The 6,643-nt window shown below is 56.1% G+C and carries 10 protein-coding genes and 1 pseudogene; 8 read left to right on the top strand and 3 right to left on the bottom strand.

The features are described from left to right. Positions 1 to 188 (bottom strand): annotated as a pseudogene (locus tag NW849_RS06280) (RNA-guided endonuclease TnpB family protein); the annotation flags it as partial. A 155-nt stretch (positions 189 to 343) separates the two neighbouring features. Next, positions 344 to 2,035, bottom strand: coding sequence for an S-layer homology domain-containing protein (locus NW849_RS06275; RefSeq protein ID WP_414356646.1), 1,692 nt, complete (start codon positions 2,033 to 2,035; stop codon positions 344 to 346). A gap of 315 nt (positions 2,036 to 2,350) precedes the next feature. On the opposite strand from NW849_RS06275, the gene psbE reads away from it, so the two are divergent. The 8 genes from psbE to NW849_RS06235 all read left to right on the top strand — a co-directional run bounded on the left by psbE (position 2,351) and on the right by NW849_RS06235 (position 4,895). Continuing rightward, positions 2,351 to 2,596: a cytochrome b559 subunit alpha gene (gene psbE, locus NW849_RS06270; protein WP_011433109.1), complete on the top strand. Its 246-nt coding sequence runs from the start codon at positions 2,351 to 2,353 to the stop codon at positions 2,594 to 2,596. A gap of 76 nt (positions 2,597 to 2,672) precedes the next feature. Beyond that, entirely contained in the window at positions 2,673 to 2,804 is a 132-nt protein-coding gene (gene psbF / locus NW849_RS06265) for a cytochrome b559 subunit beta (RefSeq protein ID WP_414356645.1), read from the top strand. 5 nt (positions 2,805 to 2,809) lie between these two features. Then, complete coding sequence (locus NW849_RS06260) at positions 2,810 to 2,935, top strand: photosystem II reaction center protein L (RefSeq protein ID WP_011433111.1); 126 nt, start codon at positions 2,810 to 2,812, stop codon at positions 2,933 to 2,935. 143 nt (positions 2,936 to 3,078) lie between these two features. Beyond that, entirely contained in the window at positions 3,079 to 3,198 is a 120-nt protein-coding gene (locus NW849_RS06255; RefSeq protein ID WP_414356643.1) for a photosystem II reaction center protein J, read from the top strand. Between the two features lie 102 nt (positions 3,199 to 3,300). Then, positions 3,301 to 3,567, top strand: coding sequence for a transposase (locus NW849_RS06250; RefSeq protein ID WP_414356642.1), 267 nt, complete (start codon positions 3,301 to 3,303; stop codon positions 3,565 to 3,567). A gap of 137 nt (positions 3,568 to 3,704) precedes the next feature. Continuing rightward, positions 3,705 to 4,175 (top strand): photosystem I reaction center protein subunit XI, encoded by a 471-nt coding sequence (locus NW849_RS06245; RefSeq protein WP_011433113.1) that lies wholly within the window; start codon positions 3,705 to 3,707, stop codon positions 4,173 to 4,175. 38 nt (positions 4,176 to 4,213) lie between these two features. Continuing rightward, positions 4,214 to 4,327 carry a photosystem I reaction center subunit VIII gene (locus NW849_RS06240; protein ID WP_011433114.1) on the top strand — a complete coding sequence of 38 codons (114 nt, stop codon included), beginning with the start codon at positions 4,214 to 4,216 and terminating at the stop codon, positions 4,325 to 4,327. A gap of 301 nt (positions 4,328 to 4,628) precedes the next feature. After that, on the top strand, positions 4,629 to 4,895 hold the full coding sequence (locus tag NW849_RS06235) for an ARPP-1 family domain-containing protein (protein ID WP_414351045.1): 267 nt from the start codon (positions 4,629 to 4,631) through the stop codon (positions 4,893 to 4,895). A gap of 55 nt (positions 4,896 to 4,950) precedes the next feature. Here NW849_RS06235 and NW849_RS06230 read toward each other — a convergent pair whose 3' ends face one another. Then, positions 4,951 to 6,399, bottom strand: coding sequence for a 1-acyl-sn-glycerol-3-phosphate acyltransferase (locus NW849_RS06230; RefSeq protein WP_414356641.1), 1,449 nt, complete (start codon positions 6,397 to 6,399; stop codon positions 4,951 to 4,953). Positions 6,400 to 6,643 lie beyond the last annotated feature (244 nt).

Below are 6,643 nucleotides of genomic sequence, written 5' to 3'. Positions count from 1 at the left end.
TGCTTGAATTCGGGGAGTAGGTTCTGCTGTTCCAGGTAGGTCACCGTTCGGCGGTGGAGCTTGTACTCGGTTTCCCGATGGGCAATGCAAGCATTGTAAAGATAACAGTGCAGGCGACGAGCCTCAAACAAAGCCTTTTCCTGAGCTTTGCTGGGATACAGTCGAAAGGTCTGCCTTCTTGTTGCCATGTGCACACTCTATCCCAGTTCTGAGGGCTTTATCCCCCGAACAACCGATCCGGTGGTGCTATCCATCCCCACTCTACAGAGGGTGGGGAACTCCGCACGTTTTGTTAACAAATCTACAATACCCTGATTTTAGTTGACCCTTTGCAGGGATCCCGCTAGGGGGCAATGGTAATGGGCGAGGGGCTGGTTTGGGTGGTCTTTTGGCCCCCTCTTTGCAAGATCACCTCGATGATGCCGTTGTTGACCGGCTGCATGTTGAAGGGCAACTGCTGCTGGGTTTCGTATAGGCCCGGCGCCACCTCCCGCATTTCGACTTCCGGCGTTACCCCAACAATCCGAAAAGCAGCCCGCCCCCCCGGATCCCCTCGCATGGTGACTTTGAGAATTTCTCCCATGCGCAGATTGGTGCTGTTGGTGGTGACACTGAAAATCTGGGGCAGTCCCGTGGCGACGGGTGCGGAAACCGGCTGAATGGTGGAGCGGGTTCCTCTGGAGCCATCGATGGAAAAAGGAAAAATCTCCCGATGTTCCTGGCTGAGGCCGTCCTTGGTGAGCACAATCCGCAAGGTGGGATTGTTGGCCTGGTGGGTGGGGGCCACCACGTAGGTGCCTTCGTAGTGGTTGGGTCGTACCTCCCGCATCGGCTGGTTCAGGGCCAGATTCCCCAGATCAAACTGGGCGATCCCTCCGGACTCTCCCCAAATGGCAATGGTGAGAATATCCCCTTCCACCAAGTCGCGCTGGGGATCCAAGCGAATGGCCTCAATGCGCGGATAGCGATTGCCGGCTGCAGTCAAAGGGGCAGGGGACGGCTGCGGCAGAGGAGCCGGGGGCGGAAACACCGACTCCACCGGCGGGGGAGCGACATTGCCCAAGGCCAGTTGAGGTAGCCGCCGTTGAACGCGGGTACTGACGCCATTGAGGGTCAATTGAATGCTGATGTCGGGGCTGAGGGCGCTGTCCTGAGGGCTAAGGCTGTAAACTGCGCGGTAATAGCCGGGCTGCACCTCTTGCATCGGCAGACCCTGAACCACGCCGCCGATATCGACCGTAGCCCTGCCGTTGGGAGTGGCCTGCGCTTCAATGGTCAGAGTTCCCCCCGCAGGAACACTTCCTTCTTCGGGAGTAATCCGCGTTTGGAAGATTTCGGGTTGGACGGTCTCGGCCACCGGAGCCGGGGAAGGACGCAACTGGGCCACAGGGGGTGGCAAGGGCGGAAGCTGACCGCGATATACCAGGGCCTGATGCAACAACACTGCCCCTTCTGCTCGCCTCAGCACCCGATTGGGCTGAAGACGGGCCGGATCCGGCACATTCACCAGCAGCCCCGCCTCGCCTGCCATGGCCACAAAAGCCCGCCCTACCTCCGGCACATCAGCCGCATCGGTGTACAGAGCCATCCAGCGCTCAATATCGGCCTGAGTGGGAGCAGGCAATTGCAGAGCCCGCACCAAAATGGCCAGGGCTTCTAGGTGGGTAATGTCCCCTTGCGGGCGAAACTCGTTGCCCTCGTATAGGCGCATGGCCCCCGCCTGTAGCACGGCTTGGGCAGTCCAATAGTCGGGGGTGTTGGGCTCCAGGTCGCGAATCTCCTGCACCTGGTTGGGATTGGGGATGTAACCGAAAAACTCCGTCAGCCACTGGGCCAATTCCAAGCGGGTCAGGGTGGCCGACAGAGGTTCTTGGGTGATCACCACATCCGTCTGACGCTCCAGAGCCGCCACATAGGCATCGGCCCAGGCCAGCGAGGCTTGCTGCTCCACCCCTTGGGCCCAAGCCGGCAAGCTGACACCCGACCAGCCCAGCGTCCAACACAAGCTCAGAGCCAGGGGCCACGAGCACCGCATAGCTGTCACTCCTGTTCCAACAACATCCCCTCAGGGCCAGCTTATCTCAAACTTCCGCCGTGTCCCCAAGCCCTCGATACCCGTTGGGATTGCGCCCTTTGGCAGTGAGATTCTGAAAACTCGGGTGAGGAGGTTGGTCACAGGAACCCCATAGGAGATTTTACTTATCCAAGACAAGATTGGGATCCGGCTTGGCAGCAAAGGGGCTAAGCGAATGTCTTGCAACTTGTAGTTGTGCATCCAAATCTTTATCATTGTGTTATAGACTCAGAAAGTTCAGAAAGCACTTTTGCCCCTACCCTAGGGAGGAGTTTCATGGCTGGCAGCACCGGAGAGCGACCTTTTGTCGATATCATCACCAGTGTCCGCTACTGGGTCATTCACGCCCTGACCATTCCCGCTTTGTTTTTGGCAGGCTGGCTTTTTGTGAGCACCGGCCTGGCCTATGATATTTTCGGCACCCCACGCCCCAATGAGTATTTCACGGCAGAGCGCCAGGAGTTGCCGATCGTCAGCGATCGCTTCAATGCTCTGGAGGAGTTGGAGAGGCTGACTCGTTAAGGGTGGCTGTGGGCAAGTGGTTCATGCATTGTTGCAACTTGTAAATTGATTGAGCTTTTTGCGTAGGGTGATATCTATGGCCAGTAAATCTGATGAACCCGTTTTTTACCCTGTTTTTACCGTCCGTTGGCTGGCGGTGCATACCTTGGCGATCCCAACGGTTTTCTTCTTGGGAGCCATTGCTGCAATGCAGTTTATTCAACGGTGAACCCAATGGCTGATCAACCCGAAAGGAATCCCAACTCCCAACCGGTGGAGCTAAACCGCACTTCCCTTTACCTGGGTTTGCTGCTGGTGTTTGTGGTTGGGCTGTTGTTCTCCAGCTACTTTCTCAACTGAGGCCAGGATCCCACTCTGCTCTTCTTAGAGTTGAAAGGGGCTGGCAAGGGATACAGTTGGCTTTTGGCCAGCTTTTGTTCCCTTATTACCGAAAATGTAATTGCTGCTAGTTCCGTCTTTAGTTCTTTTGGAGACCAGTTGCTATGACCAGTCAAGCAAGGATCCCTTTGTGGATAGTGGCCGTGGTTGCCGGTTTGGGTGTGCTCACGGTAGTTGGGCTTTTCTTCTATGGCTCCTATGTGGGCTTGGGCTCGAGCCTGTAAGTTTGAGGTTTTTAGTCTGTTAGTCTGGTAGTAGCCCGCAATAGGTAGGGGTACAAAGCCGCATGGTTTTTATGGCCTAGCTGAATTCAGTTAGGCTTTTCGATGCTGTTGTATCTACCACTTTTTCCGGGGCTACCCATCACGTTGAAATCCTTTTTGGTGACCAATGCAGGGGAGTCTGTTCCAGTTCCCCAGTATTATCGCCAAGCACAAAAGCGGTTACAGAGATTACAGCGGTCATTATCCCGCAAGAAGCAAGGGTCAAACCGCCGTAAGAAAGCCTTAAGGCGAGTGGCGAAGGCCCATCTCAAAGTAGCCAATCAGCGCAAGGATTTCCACTACAAGACAGCCAACTGGTTGTTAGGGTGAGTGTTGAGAGGATGTCACAAGAGCTATCTCTGTGTTAAGCGAGCATGAACTTTTTTAACGATCCGGGTGGTGGTTGCCGAGAGGGTAACTTAGGCCCCGTAGAATGAATCGCAAAATTCCAGGCAGGACATTCGGACATGGATTACATTCGCACCTTTAACGACGATCCCTGCGAGGGGCATCTTTCGACGCCCATCAGCGATTCTCCTGTCACCCGTCTGTTTATCAACAATCTTCCCATCAACCGTCCTGGCCTGTCGCCGCTATTGCGGGGGCTGGAAATTGGGCTGGCCCATGGATATTTCTTGGTGGGGCCGGAAATTGTGCTGGGGCCGCTGCGGGATTATCCTGAGGCAGCTAACTTGGGCGGGCTGGTCACGGCGATGGCGATTGTGCTGCTGGGAACCGCCTGTATGTCGGCCTATGGCAGCGTTACCTTCGGAAACAAGCCGGAGACGCCGGGGGCCGCTCCTCTGGCTACAGCTCGGGGTTGGGGGGATCTGACGGCAGGATTTTTCTTGGGAGGTATGGGTGGCGTGTTCGCTGCCTATTTCCTGCTGGAGAACTTTGCCGGGATCGACGCCATCTTTCGAGGGCTGGTGAATTAGTTGTCAAGTTTGTCAAGTCACTTGAGAGGAGCAAAATCATGACCGGTTCTTACGCTGCTGCTTATCTTCCTTGGATTTTTATCCCCATTGTTGGTTGGCTGCTTCCTGCAGTGGGCATGGCAGTGCTTTTTTTGTACATTGAGCGGGACTAGTCCCGGAGTGCTTTGATACTCACTAGTGCTGATTAATTTCAATTATTTCAGGCTAGAGATCAACCCCAGATATTGAGGCAGGGATCCCAAAAAAGGGATCCCTGCCTTTTTGGCAGGATGAAAAGCCTTTGTCCGCGCTGCCAGAATCTCGCAGGGCAAGGGCCGTCCCTCATCTCTTTTTAGGAAGGAGGAGCTTCCAAAAGATTTTAGAGTGGAGCAGGATTCAGCAAGCTGATCCCATGCTAACGAGGAAAAGGGCAGCTTCTGCAACACCCTTTTAAGTTTTAAGAAGGAGGAGTCGATGGCCAGCCTTAACTTTCCAACCCTGCGTATAGGCGATCCCATTCAAGAGGGCAGTTTCCAGGTTTTCCCTCTCTTTTCTCAGGGGGAGCAGGAAGTTGCCTATCGCCTTCCAGATCTGCAAACCAAGGAAGCAACCATCACCGAGGTGAGCGAGGCCGGAGCAGTACCTCACCTGGTTGTGGAAAACCACAGTGAGTTCCTATTGCTGCTGGGAGTACCGAGCAGAGTCCCAGCGGGGCGACCAAGGCTCAGCTCTGTTCCATGACGGGAAGGTGGTTTATCTCTCGGCAGTCTCTCGGCGGTAGTACCGAACTCCTCGCCTAAACCCGTTCCTCCTGCAGGGGATCCCTAGAAATTGGAAAAAGAAATTGGAAAGAAAAAACATCCTGAGTTAGCTCGGTCACCGCCTGTTTGGCTTCCTGGCGGCCTCGGCAATACCGCTCTAACCGCTCGCTAACGGAGATGGGATCCCCAACGGTTACATGAACCCCCCGCCAACCTAGGCGGGGGCGGGCCGGGTAGGATTCCCCTCGGAGGCGGGCCAGCACATCAAATAGGATGAGGGCGGTTTCCGCCAGCCGCTCAAAGGAGGGTTTGCTCAGCAGATACTCTTCCTCCACCGCCACGCAGCTTTCCACCAAGCGCATGTGCTGTAGGTAGAGCATTGCCTGGTGGGCCTTCCAGTCCAACAAACCCCGCTGCAGGGGAGACAGGGATCCAGGATGCCGCAATTCTTCTCGGTAAATCTGGATCCAGGCGACTTCTTCAATGCGGCGGCAGCGGCTGTTCCAATCCCCCTGGGGAGATAGGCCAAAGTAGGTCTCTGCGGTTTCCAGGGCTCTGTGGAGCAGCCGCTCCAGGCGAGCGTTAAAGTGGCCAGGGGCTAGCCTCTGCTCTATCCGTGGTTCTTCTTCATCTCTCCCAGAGATGAAGGGAGGTAGGTCGTAGAAAGCTTCTAGTTGTCCCAGGAGATGCTGGGCTAGGCGGCAGATCCGCTGGGTGTAGCGAAGGTTGGGGCTCCTGGAGGATCTTGGCTCTGGCTTCGGAGGCGTCAACCCACTCAGGTGCTCAAGGCGCGCCAGCAGGCGCTCCAGCTTCGTCCAGGAGGGATCCGTGTAGTAGTACCGAATGCCAATGGGCAGCAAAATGACGGTCTCTGAGCGACCAGCTTTGGCCAGGTCCTCGGCGCACCAAAAGCACAGCTGAGCCATTCCCGGTTCCAGGGGATTGATCCGTTCGCTGTGGCCGTTGGTGGCTCCTTCTGGGGCGATTGCAAAGGGAAATTGCCCATCCAGGAGCAGTTGCCGGGCCGCCTTTAGCGCCACCCGATCCACCCTCCGACCGCGGCGTATAGGGATCCCGCCCAGGCGAGACAACAGCCACCCCAGCCATTCCCCTCCCCAGAGGGGCATGCCCCGGTCGTAGAGAAAATGGGCGTGAAGGGGTTCTCGAAGGCGGATCCCTTGTCGACGGGCGGCTTCGGGCACCAGGCGAGATAGAACGTACAGGCCCACCAGCGGGTCATCCACCTCCACATGTCGGAAAGCCAGGACTAGGCGAATTTGACCCTCCTGGAACTGGTGGTAGAGCCGCGCCAAGATCTCCGCCCCTGTGGCCTCGATTTTGGCAATGCCGGAAGGAAGCCAGCGCCGCACCCTCACCCGCAAGAGCAGGGGCAGGATCCCGTGGACGAGCCGTAGCACCCAGGCGCTATAGGCGGGCGGAATAAAGTCGAGGGGAGGACGGGCAAAATGGGGCGGTGGTGACAAGAGCAAGATTTGTTCCCAAGGTAGCTCAAGAGAAGAAGTGTAGTTAAACGCAAATCAGATTCATATCCCATCGCTCAGATTATTCATCAAGTCGCTACAGAGATCACTGGATATGCAGCCATTCTCAATCAATAATCAATATCAACAATATCAATGATTGAGATCCTTCCCCTGAGACCCCACGCCGTCGGCGCAACCGCTCTCTACTCTCCTCAAGCCCCCGACCCCTCTCTCACAAGGGGAG

The sequence above is a fragment of the Synechococcus sp. R55.3 genome, from assembly GCF_047461975.1.
Lineage (GTDB): Bacteria > Cyanobacteriota > Cyanobacteriia > Thermostichales > Thermostichaceae > Thermostichus.
The sequence above is the reverse complement of the archived record's forward strand: the minus strand, read 5'-3'. Positions and strand labels throughout refer to the sequence as shown.